Here is a 24860-nt window from a genome sequence, read left to right on the forward strand (position 1 = left end):
GTCAGTGCCGGTGCTTGAGCAGGTAGCGCCAGACGAAGCCGGGAAAAGCCAGCGTCACGAACAACGCAGCGGTGACGGCGTAGAACTCCCAGCCCTGGGGCGCGATGCGGCCCACGTTGCGTTCGAGCACCAGGCCCAGCGCGCCGACCGCCAGGTAGTACACCAGCAGTTCGAGCAAGCGCAGGGCCATGCCCTTGCCCTGCGCGAGGCGCAGGCCCAGGAACAACCGCTGCGTGAGGAAAGGCAGGTTGGCGGCCACCACGGCCGCCAGGATCACGAGCCAGACCGCCGCATCGGGCGCCAACTCAGGTGCCCAGCGTCAGGGTGATGGCCTGCACGCACAGCGCCATCAGCCCGCCCGGCAGCACGCCCAGCAACAGCACCAGAGCGCCGTTGACCGAGAGCACGGCGCGCACGTCCAGAGGTGCAGACACCGTGCTGGCCGTGATCGGCGCGTCAAAGTACATGACCTTGACCACGCGCAGGTAGTAGAAGGCGCCGATGAGCGACATCACCACGGCAAAGATCGCCAGGCCCACCAGATAGCCCTCGCCCGAGGCCACCAGCGTTTGCAGCACCGACAGCTTGGCGTAGAAGCCCACCATGGGCGGGATGCCGGCCAGCGAGAACATGCAGATCGCCATCACGGCCGCGTACAGCGGGCTGCGCTGGTTCAGGCCGGCCAGGTCGACCACCTCGTCGCTCTCGAAGCCTTCGCGTGCCAGCAGCAGCAACACGCCGAAGCTCGCCAGCGTGGTCAGCACATACGTCACGACATAGAACATCGACGAGCTGTAGGCGTTGGCGGCCGACAACGTGTTGCCGTTGACCACGCCGGCCAGCAGGCCCAGCAGCACGAAGCCCATCTGCGAGATCGTCGAGTAGGCCAGCATGCGCTTGAGGTTGCTCTGCATGACCGCGGCCAGGTTGCCGATCAGGAGCGAGGCCACGGACAGCACGATCAGCATCTGCTGCCAGTCGATGGCCAGCGGCAGCAGGCCTTCGACCAGCAGGCGGATCACGATGGCGAAGGCGGCGAGCTTGGGCGCGCCGGCGATCATCAGGGTGACGGCCGTGGGTGCGCCGTGGTAGACGTCGGGCACCCACATGTGGAACGGCACCACACCGAGCTTGAAGGCCAGGCCGGAGACGATGAACACCAGGCCGAAGACCAGCACCTGGTGCTGGACCTGGCCCGAGGCCACGGCCTTGAACACTTCGTTGATGTCCAGCGAACCGGTGGCGCCGTACATCATCGACAGGCCGTAGAGGAGGAAGCCCGAGGCCAGCGCACCCAGCACGAAGTACTTCATCGCGGCTTCGCTGGCGACAGCGTTGTCGCGGCGCAGCGCCACCAGCGCGTAGCTGGACAGCGTGAGCAGTTCCAGGCCCATGTAGATGACCAGGAAGTTGCTGCCGGAGATCATCACCGACATGCCCAGCAGCGCAAACATCGACAGCGTGAACAGCTCACCGCCGCGCAGCATGCCGCGGTCGGCAGCGTAAGGCCGGCCGTAGACCAACGTGACCATCACGGCCACGGTGGCGAAGCACTTGAGCCAGTTGCCCATGGGGTCGCTGACCACCATGCCGCCGAAGCCGTACAAGGTGGTGTTGCCAGAGGCATAGGTGCCGTGCAGCACGGCCACGACAGTGAGGCTCAGCAGCGTGAGCACATAGGTGGCCGTGCGGCGCGGGCTCTTGACCGCAAGATCGACCAGCGCGATCACGCAGGCCATGACCAGCAGCACGACTTCCGGATAAACGGTGATCCAGCTGATTTTGTCCATATCGTTTCTTCTCTCGCCCGCTCAGTTCAGCTTGGACACCGCGACATGCTTGAGCAACTCGGCCACAGACACGTCCATCACATCGGTGAAGGGCTTGGGGTAGATGCCCATCGCCAGCACCGCAATCGCCAGCAGCGCCAGCATCAGAAATTCGCGGGCGTTGATGTCCTCGAGTTCCTTCACGTGGTCATTGGCCACAGGACCCAGGTAGACGCGCTTGTACATCCACAGCGTGTAGGCTGCGCCGAAGATCAGCGCAGTGGCAGCCAGCAGGCCGATCCAGAAATTGGCCTTGACGGCGCCCAGGATCACCATCCACTCGCCGACGAAACCGGCCGTGCCCGGCAGGCCGCAGTTGGCCATCGCGAACAGCAGTGCGAAGGCCGCGAACTTGGGCATGGTGTTGACCACGCCGCCGTAGGCTGCGATCTCCCGCGAGTGCACGCGGTCGTACAGCACGCCGATGCACAGGAACATGGCGCCCGACACGAAACCGTGCGCGATCATCTGCACCAAGCCGCCCGACACACCCAGGTCGTTGAAGATGAAGAAACCCAGGGTGACGAAGCCCATGTGCGCAACGGACGAATACGCCACCAGCTTCTTCATGTCCTGCTGCACCAGGGCGACCAGGCCCACGTAGACCACGGCGATCAGCGACAGCGTGATCATGAGCCAGGCCCATTCGTGCGCAGCATCGGGAGCGATGGGCATGGAGAAGCGCAGGAAGCCATAGGCGCCCAGCTTCAGCATGATGGCGGCCAGCACGGCGGAGCCGCCGGTGGGCGCTTCCACGTGCACGTCGGGCAACCAGGTGTGGACCGGCCACATCGGCACCTTGACGGCGAAGGCCGCGAAGAAACCGAAGAACAGCAGCGTCTGCGCGTTGCGCGGCAGCGGCAGGTCGTGCCAGGTCTGGATGTCGAAGCTGCCGCCGGAGTGCACGTACAGGTAGATCAGCGCGATCAGCAGCAGCAGCGAACCTAGCAGCGTGTACAGGAAGAACTTGAAGGCGGCGTAGATCTTGTTCGGGCCGCCCCAGATGCCGATGATCAGGTACATCGGGATCAGCGTGGCCTCGAAGAACACGTAGAACAGCAGGCCGTCCAGCGCGGAGAACACGCCGATCATGAGGCCCGACAGGATCAGGAACGCCCCCATGTACTGGTTCACGCGCGAGGTGATGGCTTCCCAACCGGCGATCACGACGATGACCGTGATGAAGGCCGTCAGCAGCACAAACCAGAACGAGATGCCGTCCACCCCCAGGTGGTAATGCACATTGAAGCGGTCGATCCACTGCGCTTTCTCAACGAACTGCATGGCAGCTGTCGTGTTGTCAAAACCGCTGTACAGCGGCAGCGTGACCAGCAGGCTGACGATGGCGCCGATCAGCGCCACCCAGCGCACGGCGCGTGCGTACTCATCCCTGCCAAGGGCCAGCAGCACGGCGCCGAAGAAGATCGGCGTCCAGATCGCGAGGCTCAACAAACCCATTTTTGTTCTTCTCCCTCAGCCTTATTTGTTGAACCAGACGAAGTACGTCATCAGCACGAAGATGCCGAGGATCATGACCAGCGCGTAGTGGTAGATGAAGCCGGTCTGCACGCGGCGCACGGCGCCTGCGATCCATCCCACCAGCTTCCAGGAGCCGTTGACCAACGCGCCATCGATGATGGCCTGGTCGCCGCCCTTCCACAGGCCGAAGCCCAGGGCACGGGCGCCGCGCGCGAGGATGTTCTCGTTGATCCAGTCCAGGTAGTACTTGTTCTCGAGCAGCGTGTAGATCGGCATGCAGGCCCGCTTGATCGCTGCCGGCAGCGCCGGATTGACCATGTACATGTAGTAGGACAGGGCCACGCCAGCCAGCGCCAGCCAGAACGGTGCGGTCTGCAGGCCGTGCAGGGCCATGGCCACAGGGCCGTGGTATTCCTCCGCCAGCTCGGCCATGGCGTGGTGCAGCGAGCCGTTGACGAAGATCGAATCCTTGAAGAAGTCGCCGAACAGCATCGGGCCGATGGTCAGGTAGCCGATGATGACCGAGGGGATGGCCAGCAGCACCAGCGGCGCCGTGACGACCCAGGGAGACTCGTGCGGATCATGGCTGTGGCCATGGTCGTCGTGGCCGTGGTGGTCGTCGTGCGCACCGTGGTGCGCGTCCGGGTTCTGGTCGTAGCGCTCCTTGCCGTGGAAGACCAGGAAGTACATGCGGAACGAGTAGAACGCCGTGACGAACACACCGGCCATGACGGCGAACTGCGCGAAGCCGGCACCGGGCAGGTGGCTGGCGTGCGTGGCGATGATGATGCTGTCCTTGGAGTAGAAGCCCGAGAACAGCGGCGTGCCGATCAGTGCCAGCGAGCCCAGCAGCGAGGTGATCCAGGTGATCGGCATGTACTTGCGCACGCCGCCCATCCAGCGGATGTCCTGGTTGTGGTGCATGCCCATGATGACCGAGCCGGCACCGAGGAACAGCAGCGCCTTGAAGAAGGCGTGCGTCATCAGGTGGAACACGGCAACCGAGTAGGCCGAAGCGCCCAGCGCCACCGTCATGTAGCCCAGCTGCGACAGCGTGGAATAGGCCACCACGCGCTTGATGTCGTTCTGGATGATGCCCAGGAAGCCCATGAACAGCGCCGTGATCGAACCGATCACGAGGATGAAGTTCAGCGCGGTATCGGACAGCTCGAACAGCGGCGACATGCGCGCCACCATGAAGATGCCGGCCGTCACCATGGTGGCGGCGTGGATCAGCGCGGAGATCGGCGTCGGGCCTTCCATGGAGTCGGGCAGCCACACATGCAGCGGGAACTGCGCGCTCTTGCCCATCGCGCCGATGAACAGGCAGATGCAGATCACCGTGACCAACATCCAGTCGGTGCCGGGGAAGCCCAGCTTGCCGATGGCGTCGGCCTTGCCGAAGATCTCGGTGTAGTTCAGCGTGCCCGCATAGGCGGCGATCAGGCCGATGCCCAGAATGAAACCGAAGTCGCCGACGCGGTTGACCAGGAAGGCCTTCATGTTGGCGAAGATGGCCGTCGGCTTGTTGAACCAGAAGCCGATCAGCAGATAGGACACCAGGCCCACGGCTTCCCAGCCGAAGAACAGCTGGAGCATGTTGTTGCTCATCACGAGCATCAGCATGGAGAAGGTGAACAGCGAGATGTAGGCGAAGAAACGGTTGTAGCCGGCGTCCTCTTCCATGTAGCCGATGGTGTAGATGTGCACCATCAACGACACGAAGGTGACGACGACCATCATCATGGACGTCAGGCCGTCGACCAGGAAGCCGACTTCCATCTTCAGGTCGCCGACCACCATCCAGGTGTATAGCGTCTCGTTGAAGCGGGCGCCATCGAGCGCCACGCTCTTGAGCGTCATCGCCGCGATGACGAAGGCGACGAAGACGCCAAGGATGGTCAGCGAGTGCGATACGCGGCGGCCGATCTTGTTGCCACCGAAGGCGGTGCCGAAGATGCCAGCCAGCACGGAGCCGACCAGCGGCGCCATTGGAACGGCCAGGAGCGTGGAGGCCGAGAGTGTTTGGCTCATGTTGTTGTTCTCAGCCCTTGAGCGTGTTGAGTTCGTCCACGTTGATGCTGGAGCGGTTGCGGAACAACAGCACCAGGATCGCCAGGCCGATGGCGGACTCGGCGGCCGCCACGGTCAGGATGAAGAACACGAAGATCTGCCCGTGCATGTCGTTCAGGTAATACGAGAACGCCACGAAGTTCATGTTGACCGCCAGCAGCATCAGCTCGATGGCCATCAGCAGCACGATCAGGTTCTTGCGGTTCAGGAAGATGCCGATCACCGACAGCGCGAACAGCATCGCGCCCAGTGACAGGAAATGACCGAGACTGAGCGTCATGCCTTCTTCTCCTCGGCTGCAGCAGCCGGTGGGGCCGGTGGTGGAGGCGCCGGGCGCGTCGGGTTGACCTTGACCAGGGCGACACGGTCGGCGGCACGCACATGGACCTGGTCTTCAGGGCGCACGTTGCGGCTGTCCTTGCGGCCGCGCAGCGTCAGCGCAATGGCGGCGATCATGGCCACCAGCAGGATGCACGCCGCCACCTGCACCGGATACAGGTATTCGGTGTAGAGCAGAATGCCCAGCGCCTTGGTGTTGGAGACCTGCGCGCCGGCCTGAACGGCCGCGCCGGCAAGATTGCGCGATTCGTCGGTGGCGCGGAAGCCGCCCATCAACACGGCCGCCATCTCCAGCGCGATCAGCACGCCGATCGCACCGGCCAGCGGGAAGTGCTTCCAGAAGCCCTGTCGCAAGCCCTCGACGTCCACGTCCAGCATCATCACGACGAACAGGAACAGCACGAGCACCGCCCCCAGGTAGACCAGCACCAGCACGATGGCCAGGAACTCGGCCTGCAGCAGCAGCCAGATCGCAGAAGCCTGCGAGAACGCGAGGATCAGGTACAGCACGGCGTGTACCGGATTGCGCGCTGTGATCACCCGGAATGCTGCGAACAGCAGCACGAGCGAAAACAGATAGAAGAAGCCTGTCTTGACGTCCATTTTTTTCTTCGGGGCGCCTGGCCGTTAACGGTACGGGGCGTCGGCTGCCTTGGCGGCCGAGATTTCTTTTTCGTAGCGATCGCCCACGGCCAGCAGCATGTCCTTGGTGAAGTACAGGTCGCCGCGCTTTTCGCCGTGGTATTCGAGGATGTGGGTCTCGACGATGGAATCGACCGGGCAGCTCTCTTCGCAGAAGCCGCAGAAGATGCACTTGGTCAGGTCGATGTCGTAGCGCGTGGTGCGGCGCGAGCCGTCGTCACGCACGTCGGACTCGATGGTGATCGCCAGGGCGGGGCACACGGCCTCGCACAGCTTGCAGGCGATGCAGCGCTCTTCGCCGTTTTCGTAGCGGCGCAACGCGTGCAGGCCGCGGAAGCGCGGCGACAGCGGGGTCTTCTCCTCGGGGAACTGCACGGTCACCTTGCGCTTGAACGCGTAGCGGCCGGTCAGCACCATGCCCTTGAAGAGCTCGGTGAGCATGAAGCTCTTGAGGAAATCCTTGACGGAAAAGCCAGAGGAAGCGGTTGCGGTGGTCATCGTGGGGTCTCTCCGCTCAGTGCCAGATGTTCCAGGACGTCTGCATCCAGCCGCCGACCAGCAGCAGCCACACCAGCGTGACGGGAATGAAGATCTTCCAACCCAGACGCATGATCTGGTCGTAACGGAAGCGCGGGAAGGTACCGCGGATCCAGATGAACAGCGAGAGCACGAAGAACGTCTTCAGGCCCAGCCAGATCCAGCCCGGAATGAAGTCCAGGAAGCCGATGGGCGACAGCCAGCCGCCCAGGAACATCAGCACCGCGAGGATGGAGACCAGCCACATGCTGGCGTATTCGGCCAGGAAGAAGATGGCAAAGCCCATGCCCGAGTACTCGACCATGTGGCCGGCCACGATCTCGGCCTCGCCTTCGACCACGTCGAAGGGGTGGCGGTTGGTCTCGGCCACGCCGGAGATCAGATAGACCACGAACACCGGCAGCAGCGGCAACCAGTTCCAGGACAGGAAGCCCAGGCCCATGTTGACGCCCATGCCCTTGGCCTGTGCGGCGACGATCTCACCCAGATGCAGGCTGCCCGACACCATGATCACGATCACGAGGCAGAAGCCCATCGCGATCTCGTAGCTCACCATCTGGGCCGAGGCGCGGAGCGCGCCCAGGAAGGCGTACTTCGAGTTCGAGGCCCAGCCCGCGATGATCACGCCATAGACCTCGATCGAGGTGATGGCCATGATCAGCAACAGACCGGCGTTGACGTTGGCGATCACGGCCTCGGGGCCGAAGGGCACGGCCACCCACGCGGCCAGCGCCGGCATGATGGCCATGATGGGGCCGAGCCGGAACAGGCCCGAGCTCGCGGCGGTCGGGTTGATGAGTTCCTTGGTCAGGAGCTTGAGCGCGTCGGCGATCGGCTGCAGCAGCCCCATGGGGCCGACGCGGTTGGGGCCGTGGCGCACCTGGATGAAGCCCAGGAACTTGCGCTCCCACAGCGTGGCGTAGGCCACCGCGCCCAGCAGGGGCAGCAGCACGCACAGTATCTTGATCATGCCCCAGACCACAGGCCAGATGGCGCCGGTCCACCAGCTGGCAGCGACCAGGCCTTGGCCGAAACCGTAGATGCTGTCGATCATGCTGCGCTCGCTCCCTGGGCCTGCCGCGCATCCGCGGTCAATTGCAAGGACGTGGCCCGGCGCACCAGGCTGTCCAACTGGTAAATGCTGGCGACGGCCGGTGCCCCCACCGCGGCGGCGGCCGCGATGCTGGCACGTGTCGCGTTCGACAGGCGCTCGGCCGGGATGCGCGTGACGCCGTCGGCCTGTGCCAGGCCGAGACCTGCCAGCACATCCTGCGAGGACTCCTGGGCAAAGCCGGGCAGGCCCAGCATGTTGCCGAGCACGCGGATGACCTTCCAGGCCGGCCGCGTCTCGCCGAGCGGGCGCACCACGGCATGGAAGCTCTGCACACGGCCTTCGGCATTGGCGAAGCTGCCCGACGTCTCGGTGAACGGCGCGATGGGCAGCAGCACGTCGGAGAACGCCATGTTGGCCTTGAACGGGCTCAGCGTGACGACCATCTCGGCCGCGTCGAGTGCAGCAGCGGCGCTGGCGCCTGCCGCCGAGTCGAACTCGGGCTCGTTGTTGAGCAGCAGCACGGCCTTGAGGCCGCCGGCCAGCATCTGGGCAGCATTGCGGCCATCGGCCTGCGGTTGCGCGCCGATGAACTGGGCGCCGACGGTGTTGGCGGCTTCGGTCAGGTAGCCGAAGCTCGCACCGGTCTGCTCGGCGATCCACTGCGCCAGGGCCAGCAGGCTGGCGGCCTGGGCATGGTGGGCGGCACCGTTGCCCAGCAACACGGCCTTGCGGTCACCGCCCAGCAGCGACTTGGCAATGGCCTGCGCGGCTTCGTGGGCCTGGCCCGCGGCCGGCGCAGCGACACCCTTCTCAGCGCCCACGGCGGTGGCCACATCGGCCAGGGCCTGCAGCCAGTCGCCGGCTTCGGCCTTGAGCGTGGCGCCCAGCGACATGGCCCAGGCGTCCGCATCGGCCAGCTGGGCGCACGAGGCGATCGCATGCACCTTGGCGCCCTTGCGGGCGGCCTGGCGGATGCGCTGCGCGAACAGTGGGTGGTCCTTGCGCAGGTTGGAACCCACGACCAGCACGCGCTGCAGCGTGGTCAGTGCCGCCACCGGCAGCCCCAGCCAACGCACGCCTTCAGTCGGCACGAACTCGGCATGGCGCAGGCGGTGGTCGATGTTGTCGCTGCCCAGGCCGCGCACCAAAGCACCGGCCAGGCTCAGTTCTTCCAGCGTGCTGTGCGGGCTGGCCAACAGGCCGATGCTGGACGCACCGTGGTCGGCCTTGATCTGCTTCAAGCCATTGGCCACGTATTCCAGCGCGGTCTGCCAGTCCACGGTCTGCCATTGGCCGCCCTGCTTGAGCATGGGCTGGGTCAGGCGCTCGTCGCTGTTCAGCGACTCGTAGGAGAAGCGGTCGCGGTCGGCGATCCAGCACTCGTTCACGGCTTCGTTCTCGAGCGGAACGACGCGCATGACCTTGTGGTTCTTGACCTGCACGATCAGGTTGGCACCCGTGGAGTCGTGCGGGCTCACCGACTTGCGCCGCGACAGTTCCCAGGTGCGGGCGCTGTAGCGGAAGGGCTTGCTCGTCAGCGCGCCGACCGGGCACACGTCGATCATGTTGCCCGACAGCTCGGAGTCCACGGTCTCGCCCGTGATGGTCGTGATCTCGGAGTGCTCGCCCCGGTGGATCATGCCCAGCTCCATGATGCCGGCCACTTCCTGGCCGAAGCGCACGCAGCGGGTGCAGTGGATGCAGCGGCTCATCTCCTCCATGGAGATCAGCGGGCCCACGTCCTTGTGGAACACCACGCGCTTTTCCTCGACATAGCGCGAGGACGAGCCGCCGTAGCCCACGGCCAGATCCTGCAGCTGGCACTCACCGCCCTGGTCGCAGATGGGGCAATCCAGCGGGTGGTTGATCAGCAGGAACTCCATGACCGACTTCTGCGCCTTCAGCGCCTTGTCGCTCTTGGTGTGGACGATCATGCCCTGCGTGACGGGAGTGGCGCAGGCCGGCATCGGCTTGGGCGCCTTCTCCACGTCCACCAGGCACATGCGGCAGTTGGCCGCGATGGACAGTTTTTTGTGGTAGCAGAAGTGAGGGATGTAAGTCCCGGCCTTGTCGGCTGCATGCATGACCATGCTGCCTTCGGCGATCTCGACCTTCTTGCCGTCGACTTGGATTTCAACCATATCGGGTGCTTCTCGTTCAGGCCTGCGCCGTCGCGGGTTTCTTGCACATGGCCTCGAATTCGTGGCGGAAGTGCTTGATCATGGCGCGCACGGGCATGGCCGCGGCGTCACCGAGCGCGCAGATGGTGCGGCCCTGGATGTTGTCTGCGATGGAGTTGAGCAGGTCCATGTCGCTGGACTGCCCCGCCCCACGGTGCACCTTGTCCACCAGCCGCCAGAGCCAGCCCGTGCCTTCGCGGCAGGGCGTGCACTGGCCGCAGGACTCGTGCATGTAGAAGTACGACAGGCGCTTGAGCGACTCGACCATGCAGCGCGTGTCGTCCATCACGATCAGCGCGCCCGAGCCCAGCATGGAGCCGGCCTTGGCGATGGAGTCGTAGTCCATCGTGCACTCGTTCATGATCGCGGCCGGCAGCACCGGCGAGGACGATCCGCCCGGGATCACGGCCTTGAGCGTGCGGCCCTTGCGCACGCCACCGGCCAGCTCCAGCAGCTTGGTGAACGGCGTGCCCATCGGGATCTCGTAGTTGCCGGGCAGTTCCACGTCGCCGGAGACCGAGAAGATCTTGGTGCCGCCGTTGTTGGGCTTGCCGCATTCGAGGTAGGCCGCCCCGCCGTTGCGGATGATCCACGGCACCGCCGCGAAGGTCTCGGTGTTGTTGATCGTGGTGGGCTTGCCGTACAGGCCGAAGCTGGCCGGGAACGGCGGCTTGAAGCGCGGCTGGCCCTTCTTGCCTTCCAGCGATTCGAGCAGCGCCGTTTCTTCGCCGCAGATGTAGGCGCCGAAGCCGTGCGAGGCGTGCAGCTGGAACGTGTGCTTGCTGCCCAGGATCTCGTTGCCCAGGTAGCCGGCCGCGCGGGCCTCTTCCAGTGCTTCCTCGAAGCGTTCGTAGACCTGGAAGATCTCGCCGTGGATGTAGTTGTAGCCGACCGTGATGCCCATCGCGTAGGCCGCAATGATCATGCCCTCGATCACGATGTGCGGGTTGTACATCATGATGTCGCGGTCCTTGCAGGTACCGGGCTCGCCCTCGTCCGAGTTGCAGACCAGGTACTTTTGGCCCGGGAACTGGCGCGGCATGAAGCTCCACTTGAGGCCGCTCGGGAAGCCCGCGCCGCCCCGGCCGCGCAGTGCCGATTCCTTCATGGTCGCGATGACCTGGTCCTGCGTGAGGCCCTCGCCGCCGTCGGCAGCCAGGATCTTCTTGAGAGCCTGGTAGCCGCCGCGGGACTCGTAGTCCTTCAGGCGCCAGTTGCTGCCGTCGAGATCGGCATAGATCTGCGGACTGATGTGGCGGCCGTGGAAGCAGGTTTGCACCCCGGTGGCCGCGAATTGCGACAGGACTTGTTGCGCGTTCATGCCTTGCCCTCCTCGGCTGCCGCCTGGCGCAAACCGTCGACCAATTGATCGAGCTTGTCTTCGCTCATGAAGCTGCACATGGTGCGGTCGTTCACCAGCATGACGGGCGAATCGGCGCAGGCGCCCAGGCACTCGCTCTGCTGCAGCGTGAACAGGCCGTCGGCCGTGGTCTCGCCCATGCCGATGCCGAGCTTGCGTTCGAGGTGGTGCAGCGCCTTGTAGCCGTCGCGCAGCTGGCACGGCAGATTGGTGCAGACGTTCAGCTTGAACTTGCCGACCGGCTGCTGGTTGTACATGTTGTAGAAGGTCGTGACCTCGTGCACGGCGATGGTCGGCATGCCCAGCAGGTCGCCGATGATCTTCTCGTGCTCGGGGTACACGTGGCCGTGCTGCTGCTGCGCGATCGCCAGGCAGGCCATCACGGCCGACGCGCGGCCTTCGTAGGGGTACTTGGCGATCTCGCGCGCAAAACGGTCCAGCGTTTCCTGCGAGAGGGCCGGCGCCGGCATGGCCGGTGCGGAATGGGGAGCAGAGCTCATCGGTCGATCTCTCCGAACACGATGTCCAAGGTGCCGATGATGGCCACGGCATCGGCCAGCATGTGGCCGCGCGACATCTCGTCGAGCGCAGCCAGGTGCACGAAGCCGGGTGGACGGATCTTCAGGCGGTAGGGCTTGTTGGCACCGTCGCTGACGAGGTAGATGCCGAACTCGCCCTTGGGATGCTCGACGGCGGCATAGGCTTCGCCTTCGGGCACGTGGAAACCTTCGGTGAAGAGCTTGAAGTGGTGGATCAGCTCTTCCATGTTGGCCTTCATGCCCTCGCGCGAGGGCGCCGCCACCTTGTGGTTGTCGGTGATGACGGGGCCGGGGTTCACGCGCAGCCAGTCCACGCACTGCTTGATGATGCGGTTGGACTGGGCCAACTCTTCCATGCGGACGAGGTAGCGGTCGTAGCTGTCGCCGGTCTTGCCGACCGGGATGTCGAAGTCCATGCGGTCGTACACGTCATACGGCTGCGTCTTGCGCAGGTCCCAGGCGATGCCGGAGCCGCGCAGCATGGGGCCGGTGAGGCCCAGGTTCAGCGCGCGGTCGGCGTCCATGACGCCAATGCCCACGGTGCGCTGCTTCCAGATGCGGTTGTCGGTCAGCAGCGTGTGGTACTCGCCGAGGTAGGTCGTGAAGCGCTTGGTGAAGTCGTCGATGAAGTCCAGCATGGACCCCCGACGGTTCTCGTTCATGCGCGCCAGCGCCTTGGCGTTCTTGATCTTGCTGACCGTGTACTGCGGCATGGTGTCCGGCAGGTCGCGGTAGACGCCGCCCGGACGGAAGTAGGCCGCGTGCATGCGCGCGCCGGAGACCGCCTCGTACATGTCGAACAGGTCTTCGCGCTCGCGGAATGCGTAGATCAGGATGGTGGAGCTGCCGCAGTCGTTGCCGTGCGAGCCGAGCCACATCAGGTGGTTCAGCATGCGCGTGATCTCGGAGAACATCACGCGGATGTACTGCGCACGGATCGGCACCTCGATGCCCAGCAGCTTCTCGATGGCCAGGCAGTAGGCGTGCTCGTTGCACATCATCGAGACGTAGTCCAGCCGGTCCATGTAGGGCAGCGACTGGATGAAGGTCTTGTGCTCGGCCAGCTTTTCGGTGGCGCGGTGCAGGAGCCCGATGTGCGGGTCGCAGCGTTGCACGACCTCGCCGTCGAGCTCCATCACCAGGCGCAGCACGCCGTGTGCGGCCGGGTGCTGTGGCCCGAAGTTCAGGGTGTAGTTCTTGATTTCTGCCATGGGGTGTCCGCGGGTCGGCCTCGCGCCTTCAGTGCAGGCCGCCGTAGTTGTCTTCGCGGATCACGCGGGGCGTGATCTCGCGCGGCTCGATGCTCACGGGCTGGTAGACCACGCGGCGCAGCTCTTCGTCGTAGCGCATTTCCACATGGCCCGACAGCGGGAAGTCCTTGCGGAAGGGATGCCCGATGAAACCGTAGTCGGTCAGGATGCGGCGCAGGTCCACGTGGCCATCGAACAGGATGCCGTACAGGTCGAAGGCTTCGCGCTCGAACCAGTTGGCCGAAGCCCACAGGTGCATGACGGACGGCAGCATGGGCAGGTCGTCGTCGGTGCAGAACACCTTCACTCGCAGGCGCTGGTTCAGGCTCACCGACAGAAGATGCGAGACCACGCAGAAGCGCGGGCCTTCCCACACCTCATCGCGGTAAGCCGAATAGTCGACGCCGCACAGGTCGATCAGCTGCTCGAACTTGCAGCCGGGCGCTTCGCGCAGGGTCTGCATGGTGTCGATGTAGTCGGCGGCTTTGACAGTCAGCGTCAGTTCACCGCGCACCAGCGTGAGCGCGTGCACCTTGTCGCCCAGCGTCGTGGCAACCGTGTCCTTCAGGACTTCGAGATCAACAGCAAAGACGGTCATGGATCAGACGCGGGCAATGGTTTGGGTGCGGCGGATCTTCTGCTGCAGCTGGATGATCCCGTAGATCAGCGCTTCGGCCGTCGGCGGGCAGCCGGGCACGTAGACGTCGACCGGCACGATGCGGTCGCAGCCGCGCACCACGGAATAGCTGTAGTGGTAGTAGCCGCCGCCATTGGCGCACGAGCCCATCGACAGCACCCAGCGCGGCTCGGCCATCTGGTCGTAGACCTTGCGCAGAGCGGGCGCCATCTTGTTGCACAGCGTGCCGGCCACGATCATGAGGTCGGACTGGCGTGGGCTGGCGCGGAACACCTCGGCGCCGAAGCGGCCGATGTCGTAGCGCGCGGCAGCCGCATGCATCATTTCGACCGCGCAGCACGCCAGACCGAAGGTCATGGGCCACAGCGAGCCGGTTTTGGCCCAGTTCACGACCGCGTCGTACGAGGTCGTGACGAAGCCTTCTTTGAAAACGCCTTCAATGGCCATAGCAATTCTCCAGTTGCCCGAACAGGATCACTCCCAGTCCAGGGCACCCTTTTTCCATTCGTAGACGAACCCGACGACCAGGATCGCCAGGAACATGACGACGGCCCAGAAACCCACGACACCCACGTCCTTCAGCGCCACGGCCCAGGGAAACAGGAACGCAATTTCCAGGTCGAACAGGATGAACAGGATGGCGACGAGGTAGTAGCGCACGTCAAACTTCATGCGCGCGTTTTCGAAGGCTTCGAAACCGCATTCGTACGGGGAATTCTTGGCCGCATCGGGCCGGTTGGGGCCGAGAAGATAGCCCAGCAACTGCGGTGCGATGCCGACCGCTATACCCACCAGGATGAACAAAAGAACTGGGAGGTATTGGCCGAGGTTCATCTGGGGACTTCTTCACCGCTGCGTCGGCATGCAAGCCCTGCTGGGTTGCATGCCGACTTAAGTTGGTGCCGTCGGCGAGACTCGAACTCGCACAGCTTTCGCCACTACCCCCTCAAGATAGCGTGTCTACCAATTTCACCACGACGGCGGTTTTGTCGTGCCTGGATGGCATGAGGAACTTCGCTCTTGTCGAGCTAGTTATTTGGCTTTCCAGACAGCATTCGAGTTTACCCTGAAACCGCAGGGTTCCCAGGCTGATGCCGGGGAAATTTCGCTGGCGCGTCCGGTGAGGCGCCAGCATGGGATCACTGCGTCGGGATCTGGCCCGCACCCGAGGCAGGAACGGCTGGTGCGGCCGGTGCTGCGGGCGCCGAGCCAGCGGAACCCGGGATCTGCGAGGCCGGTGCCGGAGCTTCCTGCACCGCCCGCTCCAGCACGCTGCCCGCGCTTGCGGGCTGGCGGTTGCCGAAGTAGGCCAGTGCCAGCGTCGCGACAAAGAACACGACCGCCAGCACCGCCGTGGTGCGGGACAGGAAGTTGGCACTGCCGCTCGCACCGAACAGGCTGCCGGCGCTGCCGCTGCCGAAGGCGGCGCCCATGTCGGCGCCCTTGCCATGCTGGACGAGGATCAGGCCGATCATCCCGAGGGCGGACAGGATCTGCACCGCCAGGACCAAGTTCAACAACACATTCATCTCTGCAAAACCTCTTCAGACGCCTCAGCGGGCAGCGGCCACGATGGCCAGGAAATCCGGAACCTTGAGCGACGCGCCGCCGATCAGGCCGCCGTCGATGTCGGGCTGGGCCAGCAGGCTGGCCGCATTCGATGCGTTCATGCTGCCGCCATACAGCAGCGGGATGCGGTCGGCATGGACGCTGGCGGCCGCGAGCTGCGCGCGCAGCACGGCATGCACCTGCTGGGCCTGCTCGGGCGAGGCGGTCTTGCCGGTGCCGATGGCCCAGACGGGCTCGTAGGCAACCACGATCTCGGTGATGCAATGGCCGTTGACATGCACCACGGCCGCCAGCTGGCGCCGCACCACCTCTTCGGTGTGGCCGGCTTCGCGCTCGGCCAGTGTCTCGCCCACACAGACGATGGGCGTGATGCCCGCCGCCAGCGCACGCTGCGCCTTGGCCGCAACGACCTCGTCGGTCTCGCCGTGGTACTGGCGGCGCTCGGAGTGACCGACGATGGCGTAGCGCACACCGAAGTCGCGCAGCATGTCGGCGCTGACCTCGCCCGTGTAGGCGCCGCTGGCATGTTGCGACACATCCTGCGCGCCGGCCTGCACGGCCGTCTGGCCGGACAGCCAGCCCTGCACGGCCGCGAGGTAAGGCGCGGGCACGCACATGGCCACGTCGCACACGGCGGGCGCAGCAGCCAGGCCTTCGAGCACGCCGCGCACCAGCGCCTCGCTGCCCGCCAGGCTGGCGTTCATCTTCCAGTTGCCTGCAATCAGTTGTTTCTTGCTCATCTCGCTCATCTTGCTCACCAGGTCAGCACGATCTTGCCGATGTGCTGGTTCGATTCCATCAGCGTGTGGGCCTTGGCCGCATCCGCCGCGGCAAAGCGGCTGTGGATCACGGGCTTGATCTGGCCGGCTTCGATCAGCGGCCACACATGGCGGCGCAGCGATTGCGCGATCGCACCCTTGAACGCCACCGGCCGCGGCCGCAGCGTGGAGCCCGTCACCGTCAGGCGGCGGCGCAGCACCAGGCCGGCATTGACCTCGGCCTTGGTGCCGCCCTGCACCGCGATGATGACCAGCCGGCCGTCTTCGGCCAGGCAATTGATCTCGCGCGCGACGTAGGCACCGGCGACCATGTCCAGGATCACGTCCACACCCTGGCCATCGGTCAGCTTGCGGGCCTCTTCGGCAAAGTCGGCAGTCTTGTAGTTGATCGCGTGGTCGGCGCCCAGCGCCAGGCAGGCCGCGCACTTCTCGTCGCTGCCGGCCGTCGCGATCACGCGCGCGCCCAGCGCCTTGCCGAGCTGGATTGCGGTCACGCCGATGCCGCTGGTGCCGCCCTGCACCAGCAGGGTCTCGCCGCTCTGCAGGCGCGCGCGGTCGAACACGTTGCTCCAGACCGTGAAGAAGGTCTCGGGCAGGCTCGCGCCCTCCTCGTCGCTGAGGCCGTTCGGCACGGGCAGGCATTGCGCGATCGGCGCCACGCACAGTTCGGCATAGCCGCCGCCGGCCACCAGCGCACAGACGCGGTCACCGATGTTCAGGCCCGCGGCACGCAATTCCTCGGCATCACCGGCCTCGATGACGCCCGCCACTTCCAACCCGGGAATGTCGGACGCGCCCGGCGGCACCGGATAGTTGCCGGTGCGCTGCAGCACGTCGGGCCGGTTCACGCCGCTGGCGCGCACGCGCAACAGCAGCTCGCCGGCGCCGGCCACGGGGTCTGGGCGCTCGGCCAGTTGCAGCACCTCGGGGGCGCCGTAAGCGGTGATCTCGATAGCTTTCATCGCGGGTCCTCGAAAGTACAAGGCACCGGCCAGGTGTCGGTGCGGCCGGTGCGGTGTGCCGCGCCCAGCGGACGCGGCACGTCGCAACGCGCGCTTACTCGGGCTGGCCGGGTGCAGCGTCGACCGGTGCGGACGAAACCGGCGCGGGCGCGGGCGCGTACGCCTGCGGCGCCGAGCGGTCCGCCAGCGCCTTCATCGACAGCTTGATGCGGCCCTTCTCGTCGGTCTCCAGCACCTTGACCTTGACGATCTGGCCTTCGCTCAGGTAGTCGGTGACCTTCTCGACGCGCTCGTGCGCGATCTGGCTGATGTGCAGCAGGCCATCCTTGCCGGGCAGCAGGTTGATCAGCGCGCCGAAGTCCAGGATCTTGGTGACCGGGCCTTCGTAGACCTTGCCGATCTCGACCTCGGCCGTGATCTGCTCGATGCGGCGCTTGGCCATCTCGGCCTTCTCCGGATCGGCGGAGGCGATGGTGATGGTGCCGTCTTCCTCGATGTTGATCTGCGTGCCGGTCTCTTCGGTCAGCGCGCGGATCACGGAGCCGCCCTTGCCGATCACGTCGCGGATCTTCTCGGGGTTGATCTTCATCGTGAACAGGCGCGGCGCGAAGCTGGACACCTCGGTCTTGGCAGCGCCCATGGCTTCCTGCATCTTGGACAGGATGTGCATGCGGGCTTCCTTGGCCTGGGCCAACGCGACCTGCATGATTTCCTTGGTGATGCCCTGGATCTTGATGTCCATCTGCAGTGCCGTCACGCCGTTGGTCGTGCCCGCCACCTTGAAGTCCATGTCGCCCAGGTGATCTTCATCGCCCAGGATGTCGGTCAGCACGGCGAAGCGGTTGCCGTCCTTGATCAGGCCCATGGCGATGCCGGCCACGTGCGCCTTCAGCGGCACGCCTGCGTCCATCATCGACAGGCAGCCGCCGCAGACCGAAGCCATGGACGAGGAGCCGTTCGACTCGGTGATCTCGCTGACCACACGCACGGTGTAGGGGAAGTCTTCCTTGGTCGGCAGCACGGCGACCAGGGCGCGCTTGGCCAGGCGGCCGTGGCCGATCTCGCGGCGCTTGGGACTGCCCACGCGACCCGTTTCGCCGGTGGCGAACGGAGGCATGTTGTAGTGCAGCATGAAGCGGTCTTCGTAGTCGCCCGACAGTGCGTCGATGCGCTGCGCGTCGCGTTCGGTGCCCAGCGTGGTGACCACCAGCGCCTGGGTCTCGCCGCGCGTGAACAGCGCCGAGCCATGGGTGCGCGGCAGCACGCTGTTGCGGATCTCGATGGGGCGCACGGTGCGCGTGTCGCGGCCGTCGATGCGCGGCTCGCCGGCCAGGATTTGGCCGCGCACGATGCGCGCTTCGATGTCGAACAGCAGGCCTTCGACCTTGACGCTGTCGAACTCGGTGCCGTCGGCCTTCAGCGCGGCCATCACTTCGGCGTAGGCGGCGCGGGTGGCCTCGGTGCGGGCCTGCTTGTTGCGCAGCTGGTAGGCGGCGCGCAGCTTTTCTTCGGCGACGGCGGTGACCTTGGCGATCAGGGCTTCGTCGCGGGCAGGCGCCTGCCAGTTCCAGACCGGCTTGCCGGCGTCGCGCACGAGCTCATGGATGGCTTCGATGGCGATGCGGGCCTGGTCGTGGCCGAACACCACGCCACCCAGCATGACTTCTTCGCTCAGCTGCTGGGCTTCGGACTCGACCATCAGCACGGCGGCTTCGGTGCCAGCGACCACCAGGTCCAGCACCGAATCCTTGCGGGCGGTCTGGCCGGGGTTCAGCACGTACTGGCCGTTGACATAGCCCACGCGGGCCGCACCGATCGGGCCAGCGAACGGGATGCCGCTGACCGACAGCGCAGCGCTGACGGCGATCATGGCGGCGATGTCGGCATCGACTTCGGGGTTCAGCGACAGCGTGTGGATGACCACGTGCACTTCGTTGAAGAAGCCTTCGGGGAACAGCGGGCGGATCGGGCGGTCGATCAGGCGGCTGGTCAGCGTTTCGTATTCGCTGGGGCGGCCTTCACGCTTGAAGAAGCTGCCCGGGATCTTGCCGGCGGCGTAGCCCTTTTCCAGGTAGTCGACGGTCAGCGGGAAGAAGTCCTGGCCGGGCTTGCCGGTGGTCTTGCCGACCACCGTGGCCAGCACCACGGTGCCGTCCATGTCCAGCAGCACGGCGCCGGTGGACTGGCGTGCGACCTCGCCGGTCTCCATGCGGACCGTGTGTTGGCCCCATTGGAAGGTCTTGGTGACTTTATTGAACATCGTCATGCGGTACTCCTCTTGGTTTCAGCGCGGCGTCGTGCCGGGCTGGGATGGAGACAGCGCCTGCGAAGGGACGATGCCATTCCACAAGAAACCGCGGCGCGGGCCGCTTGTGGAATGACACAGCGCGTACCCGCGCGTGGCATCTGTCGGTTTTTGAAGTGCAAAGCGCCTGAGCCAGCGAACCAACTCAGGCGCCCTTTCGAACCTTCAGGCTCGGCGGATTACTTGCGCAGACCCAGCTTGGCGATCAGGGCCGCGTAGCGGTCGTGGTCCTTGGCGTTCAGGTAGTCCAGCAGCTTGCGGCGGCGGCTCACCATGCGCAGCAGGCCGCGGCGACCGTGGTGGTCTTTGGCGTGGGTCTTGAAGTGGGGGGTCAGTTCGTTGATGCGTGCGGTCAGCAGCGCAACTTGAACTTCGGGGCTACCAGTGTCATTGGCGGCGCGGGCGTTGGCCTGGACGACCTCGGCCTTGATGGATGCTGCAATCATGGATTTTCCAGGATGGACCGGAGCCCGACGCATCTCGCCACGTACGGCAAGGGCAGGTTCCGGAGGTTTTCACTTGCGTTGGCCGACGGAACTGACTGCCAACGTGCGCCTTGCACGAGGCAAAGCTCAAAGATTATAGCGCGGTGCTCAGAGCGCGCTGGCCGAGAAGGTGTCGCAGGCCTTCACGCTGCCGGATTTCAGGCCATTGGAGAACCAGCGCTGGCGCTGGGCGCTGCTGCCGTGCGTGAAGCTCTCGGGCACCACGGCGCCACCGCTGCCGCGCTGCAGCGCGTCGTCACCGATCTTGGCGGCGGCGTTCATGGCCGCCTCGATGTCGCCGTTCTCCAGGATCTGGCGCGCGTCCTGCGCCTTGTTCGCCCATACACCGGCAAAACAGTCGGCCTGCAGTTCCAGGCGCACGCTCATGCCGTTGTACTGCACCTCGCTCATGCGCTGGCGCATCTGGTCCATCTTGGCCGTGATCCCGAGCAGGTTCTGCACATGGTGGCCCACCTCGTGGGCAATCACATAGGCCTGTGCGAACTCGCCCGGCGCGCCCAGGCGGTTCTTCAGGGTCTCGTAGAAGCCCAGGTCGATATAGACCTTCTGGTCGGCCGGGCAGTAGAACGGCCCCATGGCGGCCTGGCCCTGGCCGCAGGCGGTGCGCGTGGCGCCGCGGAACAGCACGAGCGTGGGGTCGCGGTACTGGCCACCGGCCTCGGTGAAGAGCTTGCGCCAGACGTCCTCGGTGTCGGCCAGCACGGTGGAGACGAACTTGGCCATCTGGTCGTCGGCCGGCGGGCGCTGCGCCGGTGCCTGCGGCTGCTCGATGGCCACTGGCCCGCCCCCGCTGAGCATGCCCAGCAAGGTCAGCGGGTTGACGCCTAGCACCCAGCCGCCCACCAGCGCGATCACGATGGTGCCGATGCCGATGCTGCGGCCACCGAACACGGGACGGCCACCGCCGCCCCCCTGCCCGCGCCGGTCTTCAACGTTCTCCGATTCCCGATTTCCTTCCCAGCGCATGGGTCTCTCCTGCCTTGTGGTGGCGCGATGGTACCGCTCGTCCGGCGGCCGGGCGGGCGCCGGCCAACACCAATGTTTCGGCATGTACGATGCACCGCGGATGCCGGCCCCGCCCGGCCCCTGGCACCGCCGCACTCCGAAGGAAGCCTGCCGATGGACCTGACTCCGGCCGACAAACCCACCGTCCTTGTGGTCGACGACACCGCGGACAACCTCACGCTGATGGCTGCGCTGCTGCGCGACACCTGCCGCGTCAAGGTCGTGAACCACGGCGCGAAGGCATTGGCCACCGCCGCCAACGCGCCGCCAGACCTGATCCTGCTCGACATCATGATGCCGGAGATCGACGGCTACGAGGTCTGCCGCAGGCTCAAGGCCGACCCGGCTCTCTCGCACATCCCGGTGATCTTCCTGACCGCGATGACGGACGAACATTCGGAGGAAAAGGGTTTCGAGCTCGGCGCCGTCGACTACATCACCAAGCCGCTGAGCCCGCCCATCCTGCTGGCGCGCGTGCACAACCACATCGCTCTGTCCATCCGCACGCGCATGCTGCGCTCGCTGTCCGACAAGCTCTCGCGCTACCTGTCGCCGCAGATCTACAAGTCGATCTTCGAGGGGGCGCAGGATGTCTCGATTTCGGCCGTGCGCAAGAAGCTCACGATCTTCTTCTCCGACATCAAGGACTTCACGCGCAATGCCGAGCGCATGCAGCCCGAAGACCTCACTTACTTCCTGAACAACTACTTCTCGGAGATGTCCAAGATCGCGCTGGACCACGGCGCGACGATCGACAAGTTCATCGGCGATGCCATCGTGATCTTCTTCGGCGACCCGGAAACGCGCGGCGTGGAGGAAGACGCGCGCCAGTGCGTGCGCATGGCGGTCGCCATGCAGCGCCGCATGCGCGAGCTGCAGGCCGTCTGGCGCGACAAGGGCTACCGCCAGCCCTTCCAGGTGCGCATCGGCATCAACACCGGCTTCTGCCACGTGGGCAACTTCGGCAGCGAGCAGCGCATGGACTACACGGTGATCGGCAGCGAGGTCAACATCGCCGCGCGGCTGGAGCAGAACGGCACGCCGGACGGCGTGGTCATGTCTTACGAAACCTATGCCCTGGTGAAAGACGAGTTCGAGGCGGAAGAGCGCGAGCCGCTGGCCGCCAAGGGTGTCTCACGCGATGTGCGCTGCTTCGCGCTGCAGGGCATCCACCCCGACGAGCCAGAGCAACTGGCCCGCATGCACCAGAACTACGCCGGTCTGCAGCTCACACTGGACCCGGCCCGGCTGACCGACGAAACACGCGAACGCGCACGGCAGGATCTGGCGGCGGCGCTGGCAGCGCTGGACGCCCCGCCCGCCTGATGCATCAGGCCTTGGGCAGCGTGACGCCGACCTGGCCCTGGTACTTGCCGCCGCGGTCCTTGTAGCTGACCTCGCAAACCTCGTCGCTCTCGAAGAACAGCACCTGGGCGCAGCCCTCGCCCGCGTAGATCTTGGCCGGCAGCGGCGTGGTGTTGGAGAACTCCAGCGTCACGTAGCCTTCCCATTCGGGCTCGAACGGCGTCACGTTGACGATGATGCCGCAGCGCGCATAGGTGCTCTTGCCCAGGCAGATCGTCAGCACGTTGCGCGGGATGCGGAAGTACTCAACCGTGCGCGCCAGCGCAAAGCTGTTGGGCGGGATGATGCAGCTGTCGCCCTCGAAATCCACGAAGCTCTTCTCGTCGAAGTGCTTGGGGTCGACCACGGTGCTGTGGATGTTGGTGAAGACCTTGAATTCCGGCGCGCAGCGGATGTCGTAGCCGTAGCTGCTGGTGCCGTAGCTGATGATCTTGTGGCCTTCGCGCTCGCGGACCTGGCCGGGCTCGAACGGCTCGATCATGCCGTGCTGCTCGGCCATGCGGCGGATCCACTTGTCGCTCTTGATCGTCATGGGTGAAGGCTCTTTCGAAACGGGCGGCGATTGTAGGGGCCGGCAGGTCCCATCAGTTTCAGCGTGGCAGGCCGCCCACCACGCCTTCGGCCAGCCAGTCCATCGCCAGGATCTGCGGGTCGGCCAGCGTGCGGCCGGCCTCCAGCACCACTCGGCCATTGCTGTCACGCATCGCACTGCGCGCATGGAAGGGGTGCAGCCGCCCGGCCGCGATGTCCTGCTGGCGCGCCAGCACCTCCTCCTGCACAGCCTTGGGCACGCGCGGGCCGAAATCGCCCACCCGGACCATGCCCTCGCGCACGCCGCCCCAGACATTGCCGCTCTTCCAGCTGCCATCCAGCACGGCGCGCGCGCGGCGGGTGTAATAGTCACCCCATTCGTGGCGCACGGCCAGCAGCTGCGCGTCCGGCGCGGTCTTGCGCATGTCCGAGTGGTAGGCGATGGCCAGCCTGCCGCGCTCCTGGGCGGCGGCCATCACGGCGGCCGAGCCGGTGTGAAAGAGCATCACGTCGGCGTCCTGGTTCATCAGCGTCATGGCCGCATCGCGCTCGCGCGGCGGATCGAACCAGGCCTGCAGCCACACCAGCTTGACCACCGCCTTCGGCGCCACCGAGCGCAGGCCCAGCGTGAAGGCGTTGATGCCCTGGAGCACCTCGGGAATCGGAAAGCCCGCCACATAGCCTGCCGTGCCGGTCTTGCTCATGCGCCCTGTCGCCACGCCGGCCAGATAGCGGCCTTCGTAGTGGCGCGCATTGGCCGTGGCCACGTTGTCGGCCGTCTTGTAGCCCGTGATGGACTCGAAGCGCACCTCCGGGAAATCGCGGGCCACGCGCAGCGTGGGCTCCATGTAGCCGAAGCTCGGCGTGAAGATCAGGCCGCAGCCCTGCTGCGCGAGTTCGCGGATCACGCGCTCGGCATCCGGGCCCTCGGCCACGTTCTCCACATAGCGGGTCTGCACCTCGCTGCCGAGCGCAGCCTGCACGGCCTTGCGGCCCTCTTCGTGCTGGCGCACCCAGCCGGCGTCGGTGAGCGGAGCCACGTAGACGAAGCCGATCTTGAGCGGCTCGCGTGCCGCTGCCATGCCAGGCAGGCAACAGGCGGCCACCGTCGCCAGCAGGTGCCGGCGCGACAGACTCGCGAGTGGGGGTTGTGCCGTGCAGCGGTCGGCAGAAATGAAAGCGCGGCCAAGGCCGCTGCTGCGTATTTTAGAAGTGACGCTCTTCATGGGATGTCCAACAGGGACTGGAAACAGGAGCTCGCATTGTCCACCAACACGCGATGCGGCTTGCCACGTTGTCCAACATACTGGAATAATTATCCACCATGACGGAAGACACTCCCTTGTCGCTGCATGAGCGCATCGCCGGGCAGGTGCGCCAGCTGCGCGCGGCGCGCGGCCTGTCGCTCGACGCGCTGGCCAGCCATTGCGGCGTGAGCCGCTCCATGATCTCGCTGATCGAGCGCGGCGAGAGCAGCCCCACGGCCGTGGTGCTGGAACGCCTGGCCTGCGGCCTGGGCGTGCCGCTGGCGGCGCTGTTCGATGCGGCGCCGGCCACGGCGGCCGATCCCGTCGCGCGCCTGGCGGCGCAGCCGCTGTGGCGCGACCCGGCATCGGGCTACCTCAGGCGCAATGTCTCGCCAGCCGGCACACCGGTGCGCATCGTCGAAGTCGAATTTCCTGCCGGCGCAGAGGTGGCCTACGAGACGGGCGCGCGCAGCCCCAGCGTCCACCAGCAGATCTGGGTGCTGGAAGGCCGCATGCAGATCCGCCTGGGCGACACCGCCCACGAACTCGCCACGGGCGATTGCCTGGCCCATCCGCTGGACCGCCCCATCGTCTACAGCAACCCCACGCGCCGCCCGGCGCGCTATGCCGTGGTCATCGTGCACGAGGCCGCGGCCCCCCTTGGGAGATGAG

The 24860-nt window shown here is 65.7% G+C and carries 25 protein-coding genes and 1 tRNA gene; 2 read left to right on the top strand and 24 right to left on the bottom strand.

Annotated features, from left to right (window positions below; all coding sequences use genetic code 11):
* Position 1 precedes the first annotated feature (1 nt).
* The 22 genes from DES41_RS01130 to ypfJ form a co-directional block, all read right to left on the bottom strand.
* Positions 2–304 carry a DUF2818 family protein gene (locus DES41_RS01130; protein ID WP_114465151.1) on the bottom strand — a complete coding sequence of 101 codons (303 nt, stop codon included), beginning with the start codon at positions 302–304 and terminating at the stop codon, positions 2–4.
* A 1-nt stretch (position 305) separates the two neighbouring features.
* On the bottom strand, positions 306–1790 hold the full coding sequence (gene nuoN / locus DES41_RS01135) for an NADH-quinone oxidoreductase subunit NuoN (RefSeq protein ID WP_114465153.1): 1485 nt from the start codon (positions 1788–1790) through the stop codon (positions 306–308).
* A 21-nt stretch (positions 1791–1811) separates the two neighbouring features.
* Entirely contained in the window at positions 1812–3287 is a 1476-nt protein-coding gene (locus DES41_RS01140; RefSeq protein ID WP_114465155.1) for an NADH-quinone oxidoreductase subunit M, read from the bottom strand.
* 21 nt (positions 3288–3308) lie between these two features.
* Positions 3309–5342: an NADH-quinone oxidoreductase subunit L gene (nuoL, locus tag DES41_RS01145; protein WP_114465157.1), complete on the bottom strand. Its 2034-nt coding sequence runs from the start codon at positions 5340–5342 to the stop codon at positions 3309–3311.
* A gap of 10 nt (positions 5343–5352) precedes the next feature.
* Positions 5353–5661, bottom strand: coding sequence for an NADH-quinone oxidoreductase subunit NuoK (nuoK, locus tag DES41_RS01150; protein WP_056175349.1), 309 nt, complete (start codon positions 5659–5661; stop codon positions 5353–5355).
* Complete coding sequence (locus tag DES41_RS01155; RefSeq protein WP_114465159.1) at positions 5658–6323, bottom strand: NADH-quinone oxidoreductase subunit J; 666 nt, start codon at positions 6321–6323, stop codon at positions 5658–5660. The genes nuoK and DES41_RS01155 overlap by 4 nt, the downstream gene beginning before the upstream one ends.
* 24 nt (positions 6324–6347) lie before the next feature.
* Positions 6348–6860, bottom strand: a complete 513-nt coding sequence (gene nuoI / locus DES41_RS01160; RefSeq protein ID WP_114465161.1) for an NADH-quinone oxidoreductase subunit NuoI — start codon at positions 6858–6860, stop codon at positions 6348–6350.
* A 16-nt stretch (positions 6861–6876) separates the two neighbouring features.
* Positions 6877–7953 carry an NADH-quinone oxidoreductase subunit NuoH gene (nuoH, locus tag DES41_RS01165; RefSeq protein ID WP_114465163.1) on the bottom strand — a complete coding sequence of 359 codons (1077 nt, stop codon included), beginning with the start codon at positions 7951–7953 and terminating at the stop codon, positions 6877–6879.
* Positions 7950–10094, bottom strand: a complete 2145-nt coding sequence (nuoG, locus tag DES41_RS01170) for an NADH-quinone oxidoreductase subunit NuoG (RefSeq protein ID WP_114465165.1) — start codon at positions 10092–10094, stop codon at positions 7950–7952. The genes nuoH and nuoG overlap by 4 nt, the downstream gene beginning before the upstream one ends.
* Before the next feature lie 16 nt (positions 10095–10110).
* Complete coding sequence (gene nuoF, locus DES41_RS01175) at positions 10111–11454, bottom strand: NADH-quinone oxidoreductase subunit NuoF (protein WP_114465167.1); 1344 nt, start codon at positions 11452–11454, stop codon at positions 10111–10113.
* The gene (locus DES41_RS01180) at positions 11451–11993 is read right to left on the bottom strand and encodes an NADH-quinone oxidoreductase subunit NuoE family protein (protein WP_114465168.1); all 543 of its coding nucleotides are present in this window, start codon (positions 11991–11993) and stop codon (positions 11451–11453) included. Before DES41_RS01180 ends, nuoF begins: the two co-directional genes overlap by 4 nt.
* On the bottom strand, positions 11990–13243 hold the full coding sequence (locus DES41_RS01185) for an NADH-quinone oxidoreductase subunit D (protein ID WP_114465170.1): 1254 nt from the start codon (positions 13241–13243) through the stop codon (positions 11990–11992). Before DES41_RS01185 ends, DES41_RS01180 begins: the two co-directional genes overlap by 4 nt.
* A gap of 28 nt (positions 13244–13271) precedes the next feature.
* Entirely contained in the window at positions 13272–13880 is a 609-nt protein-coding gene (locus DES41_RS01190) for an NADH-quinone oxidoreductase subunit C (protein WP_114465172.1), read from the bottom strand.
* Positions 13881–13883: 3 nt separating this feature from the next.
* Positions 13884–14366 carry a NuoB/complex I 20 kDa subunit family protein gene (locus tag DES41_RS01195; protein ID WP_056175322.1) on the bottom strand — a complete coding sequence of 161 codons (483 nt, stop codon included), beginning with the start codon at positions 14364–14366 and terminating at the stop codon, positions 13884–13886.
* A 27-nt stretch (positions 14367–14393) separates the two neighbouring features.
* Entirely contained in the window at positions 14394–14753 is a 360-nt protein-coding gene (locus tag DES41_RS01200; protein ID WP_056658254.1) for an NADH-quinone oxidoreductase subunit A, read from the bottom strand.
* 63 nt (positions 14754–14816) lie between these two features.
* Positions 14817–14901 (bottom strand) — tRNA-Leu (locus tag DES41_RS01205).
* A gap of 157 nt (positions 14902–15058) precedes the next feature.
* Positions 15059–15448: a preprotein translocase subunit SecG gene (gene secG, locus DES41_RS01210; RefSeq protein WP_114465174.1), complete on the bottom strand. Its 390-nt coding sequence runs from the start codon at positions 15446–15448 to the stop codon at positions 15059–15061.
* 24 nt (positions 15449–15472) lie between these two features.
* A complete protein-coding gene (gene tpiA, locus DES41_RS01215) occupies positions 15473–16237 on the bottom strand; it encodes a triose-phosphate isomerase (RefSeq protein WP_211332905.1) in 765 nt (254 codons plus the stop codon).
* A 5-nt stretch (positions 16238–16242) separates the two neighbouring features.
* On the bottom strand, positions 16243–17229 hold the full coding sequence (locus DES41_RS01220; protein WP_114465176.1) for an NAD(P)H-quinone oxidoreductase: 987 nt from the start codon (positions 17227–17229) through the stop codon (positions 16243–16245).
* Between the two features lie 94 nt (positions 17230–17323).
* The gene (gene pnp / locus DES41_RS01225) at positions 17324–19495 is read right to left on the bottom strand and encodes a polyribonucleotide nucleotidyltransferase (protein ID WP_245965533.1); all 2172 of its coding nucleotides are present in this window, start codon (positions 19493–19495) and stop codon (positions 17324–17326) included.
* Positions 19496–19713: 218 nt separating this feature from the next.
* On the bottom strand, positions 19714–19980 hold the full coding sequence (rpsO, locus tag DES41_RS01230) for a 30S ribosomal protein S15 (protein WP_056899063.1): 267 nt from the start codon (positions 19978–19980) through the stop codon (positions 19714–19716).
* A gap of 147 nt (positions 19981–20127) precedes the next feature.
* The gene (gene ypfJ / locus DES41_RS01235; RefSeq protein ID WP_114465178.1) at positions 20128–21006 is read right to left on the bottom strand and encodes a KPN_02809 family neutral zinc metallopeptidase; all 879 of its coding nucleotides are present in this window, start codon (positions 21004–21006) and stop codon (positions 20128–20130) included.
* A 153-nt stretch (positions 21007–21159) separates the two neighbouring features.
* Here ypfJ and DES41_RS01240 point away from each other — a divergent pair, with 153 nt between their 5' ends.
* Entirely contained in the window at positions 21160–22371 is a 1212-nt protein-coding gene (locus tag DES41_RS01240; RefSeq protein ID WP_211332870.1) for an adenylate/guanylate cyclase domain-containing protein, read from the top strand.
* Positions 22372–22375: 4 nt separating this feature from the next.
* Here DES41_RS01240 and dcd read toward each other — a convergent pair whose 3' ends face one another.
* Positions 22376–22942 carry a dCTP deaminase gene (dcd, locus tag DES41_RS01245; RefSeq protein WP_114465182.1) on the bottom strand — a complete coding sequence of 189 codons (567 nt, stop codon included), beginning with the start codon at positions 22940–22942 and terminating at the stop codon, positions 22376–22378.
* A gap of 58 nt (positions 22943–23000) precedes the next feature.
* Entirely contained in the window at positions 23001–24023 is a 1023-nt protein-coding gene (locus tag DES41_RS01250; RefSeq protein ID WP_114465184.1) for a BMP family ABC transporter substrate-binding protein, read from the bottom strand.
* A gap of 242 nt (positions 24024–24265) precedes the next feature.
* On the opposite strand from DES41_RS01250, the gene DES41_RS01255 reads away from it, so the two are divergent.
* Complete coding sequence (locus tag DES41_RS01255; RefSeq protein WP_114465186.1) at positions 24266–24859, top strand: helix-turn-helix domain-containing protein; 594 nt, start codon at positions 24266–24268, stop codon at positions 24857–24859.
* Position 24860 lies beyond the last annotated feature (1 nt).

The organism is Pseudorhodoferax soli, assembly GCF_003337555.1.
GTDB classification, from domain to species: Bacteria; Pseudomonadota; Gammaproteobacteria; order Burkholderiales; family Burkholderiaceae_C; genus Pseudorhodoferax; species Pseudorhodoferax soli.

Bases quoted from the DNA above. Each gene is read 5' to 3' on its own strand.
- DES41_RS01240 (WP_211332870.1), top strand. From the start codon at position 21,160: ATGGACCTGACTCCGGCCGACAAACCCACCGTCCTTGTGGTCGACGAC.
- secG (WP_114465174.1), bottom strand. From the start codon at position 15,448: ATGAATGTGTTGTTGAACTTGGTCCTGGCGGTGCAGATCCTGTCCGCC.
- nuoN (WP_114465153.1), bottom strand. From the start codon at position 1,790: ATGGACAAAATCAGCTGGATCACCGTTTATCCGGAAGTCGTGCTGCTG.
- DES41_RS01185 (WP_114465170.1), bottom strand. From the start codon at position 13,243: ATGGCAGAAATCAAGAACTACACCCTGAACTTCGGGCCACAGCACCCG.
- DES41_RS01140 (WP_114465155.1), bottom strand. From the start codon at position 3,287: ATGGGTTTGTTGAGCCTCGCGATCTGGACGCCGATCTTCTTCGGCGCC.
- DES41_RS01155 (WP_114465159.1), bottom strand. From the start codon at position 6,323: ATGGACGTCAAGACAGGCTTCTTCTATCTGTTTTCGCTCGTGCTGCTG.
- DES41_RS01190 (WP_114465172.1), bottom strand. From the start codon at position 13,880: ATGACCGTCTTTGCTGTTGATCTCGAAGTCCTGAAGGACACGGTTGCC.
- nuoK (WP_056175349.1), bottom strand. From the start codon at position 5,661: ATGACGCTCAGTCTCGGTCATTTCCTGTCACTGGGCGCGATGCTGTTC.
- nuoI (WP_114465161.1), bottom strand. From the start codon at position 6,860: ATGACCACCGCAACCGCTTCCTCTGGCTTTTCCGTCAAGGATTTCCTC.
- pnp (WP_245965533.1), bottom strand. From the start codon at position 19,495: ATGACGATGTTCAATAAAGTCACCAAGACCTTCCAATGGGGCCAACAC.
- nuoG (WP_114465165.1), bottom strand. From the start codon at position 10,094: ATGGTTGAAATCCAAGTCGACGGCAAGAAGGTCGAGATCGCCGAAGGC.
- nuoF (WP_114465167.1), bottom strand. From the start codon at position 11,454: ATGAACGCGCAACAAGTCCTGTCGCAATTCGCGGCCACCGGGGTGCAA.
- DES41_RS01195 (WP_056175322.1), bottom strand. From the start codon at position 14,366: ATGGCCATTGAAGGCGTTTTCAAAGAAGGCTTCGTCACGACCTCGTAC.
- tpiA (WP_211332905.1), bottom strand. From the start codon at position 16,237: ATGAGCGAGATGAGCAAGAAACAACTGATTGCAGGCAACTGGAAGATG.
- rpsO (WP_056899063.1), bottom strand. From the start codon at position 19,980: ATGATTGCAGCATCCATCAAGGCCGAGGTCGTCCAGGCCAACGCCCGC.
- DES41_RS01250 (WP_114465184.1), bottom strand. From the start codon at position 24,023: ATGGCAGCGGCACGCGAGCCGCTCAAGATCGGCTTCGTCTACGTGGCT.
- nuoL (WP_114465157.1), bottom strand. From the start codon at position 5,342: ATGAGCCAAACACTCTCGGCCTCCACGCTCCTGGCCGTTCCAATGGCG.
- DES41_RS01200 (WP_056658254.1), bottom strand. From the start codon at position 14,753: ATGAACCTCGGCCAATACCTCCCAGTTCTTTTGTTCATCCTGGTGGGT.
- nuoH (WP_114465163.1), bottom strand. From the start codon at position 7,953: ATGATCGACAGCATCTACGGTTTCGGCCAAGGCCTGGTCGCTGCCAGC.
- DES41_RS01220 (WP_114465176.1), bottom strand. From the start codon at position 17,229: ATGAAAGCTATCGAGATCACCGCTTACGGCGCCCCCGAGGTGCTGCAA.
- ypfJ (WP_114465178.1), bottom strand. From the start codon at position 21,006: ATGCGCTGGGAAGGAAATCGGGAATCGGAGAACGTTGAAGACCGGCGC.
- DES41_RS01255 (WP_114465186.1), top strand. From the start codon at position 24,266: ATGACGGAAGACACTCCCTTGTCGCTGCATGAGCGCATCGCCGGGCAG.
- dcd (WP_114465182.1), bottom strand. From the start codon at position 22,942: ATGACGATCAAGAGCGACAAGTGGATCCGCCGCATGGCCGAGCAGCAC.
- DES41_RS01180 (WP_114465168.1), bottom strand. From the start codon at position 11,993: ATGAGCTCTGCTCCCCATTCCGCACCGGCCATGCCGGCGCCGGCCCTC.